This window comes from Mesorhizobium sp. M7A.F.Ca.US.011.01.1.1, from assembly GCF_003998295.1.
In the GTDB taxonomy this organism is placed as follows: Bacteria; Pseudomonadota; Alphaproteobacteria; order Rhizobiales; family Rhizobiaceae; genus Mesorhizobium.
On the sequence record NZ_RZRT01000164.1, the window covers coordinates 1 to 1,455 of the forward strand.

Annotated in this window: 1 protein-coding gene; it reads left to right on the top strand. The window is 64.3% G+C overall.

The features are described 5' to 3' along the window. The first annotated feature begins 213 nt into the window (after positions 1–213). Positions 214–1,446, top strand: a complete 1,233-nt coding sequence (locus EOA13_RS37045) for an IS4 family transposase (RefSeq protein ID WP_127298036.1) — start codon at positions 214–216, stop codon at positions 1,444–1,446. Positions 1,447–1,455: the final 9 nt, after the last annotated feature.

The window sequence follows — 1,455 nt, forward strand, 5'->3', positions numbered from 1 at the left end:
CTATCGCATTCACACATCTCGGTTGCGCTTTGCGCTGAAGGTCGATTCTGTGTCGGCTTGAAGCTCGATGGAGGTATCGATGGCCGGGATGGAATACGGACTGGGGCGATTTGGCGATCGGCGCCTGGAAAAAGGGGGGCGCTGTTGCACGGCGCGCTGGTTGCGCGGCCTGGATCGTGCATTCGCCGTCTTGGCGGCGGGCGGGCGGGCGAAATGCAATTCAGGCGTCTTCTGCACAATCGCTCGGTGAGTGCGGCAGAGATGTCGCGGCATGCCGGCAACCGGACCGGACAGCGCGTGGCGGGTCGCCATGTCGTTGCCGTGCAAGACACCTCGGAATTGGTGCTGGGCAGCCGGCGGGCGCGAGCCAGCTATGGCCCGGTCGGCAAGGGCAACGTGGCAGGCCTGCTGCTGCACCCGGTGCTGGCGGTGGAGGCCGGCACAGGCGCGCTGCTGGGCCTGGTCTCGATGCAGATATGGAACCGCAGCGGAGAAGAATTGGCGCCGCAGCGCAAGCGGGTGACAGCACTCAAGGAGTCGCAGCGCTGGATCGACGCAACCAGGCAGGCCGGCGAGGTTCTGGATGGAGCGGCCAGCATCACCATGGTGTCGGACCGCGAGAGCGACTTTTATGAACTCTTCGCGCAGCGTCCGCATAATGTCGAGCTGATCGTGCGAGCCTGTCAGAACCGGCGGATCGAGGCGTCGCAAGAAGAGCCAGGCTTGCTGTTCGCCTTCATCGACGCTCAACCCGAGCAAAGTCGCTTTGCCGTGACCATTCCCGCCGCGCCCGGACGACGAGCGCGAGACACCGAACTCGCGGTGCGCTTCGCGCCGGTGACAGTGCGGCGGCCGCGCAACGGAGCCGATCCGGCGTTGCCCGAGACGGTCGCTTTGACACTGGTTGATGTTCGCGAGGTGTCGAAACCCGAAGATGACAGCGAACCGGTGCATTGGCGGCTGCTGACCACCCACAGTGTCGCCACCGGGGTCGAAGCGCGCCGTGTCGTCGACCTCTACCGGTCGCGCTGGATCATCGAGGAGTTCTTCCGCACCCTCAAGACGGCAGGCTTCGATATCGAGGCCGCCGACATCGGCGATCCGCACGCCATGATCAACTTCGTCGCCGCTGCCACGATCGCCGCCGTCACCATCAAGCAACTCGTGCAGGCCCGCGACGGTAACACCGATCAGCGCCTCAGCGATGCTTTCGATCCCGACGACCGCCCCATCCTCGAAGCTGTCTGCGCCAAACTCGAAGGCAAGACCGAGCGCCAGCGCAATCCGCATCCTAAAGGATCCCTGGCTTTCGCAGCCTGGGTTATCGCCCGCCTTGGAGGCTGGACCGGCTACTACGGCAAGCCCGGTCCCAAGGTCATGCGCATCGGCCTCACCGAATTCTGGGCCATAAAGTACGGCGCCAACCTCGGACTACGAAATGTGTGAATCCGATAG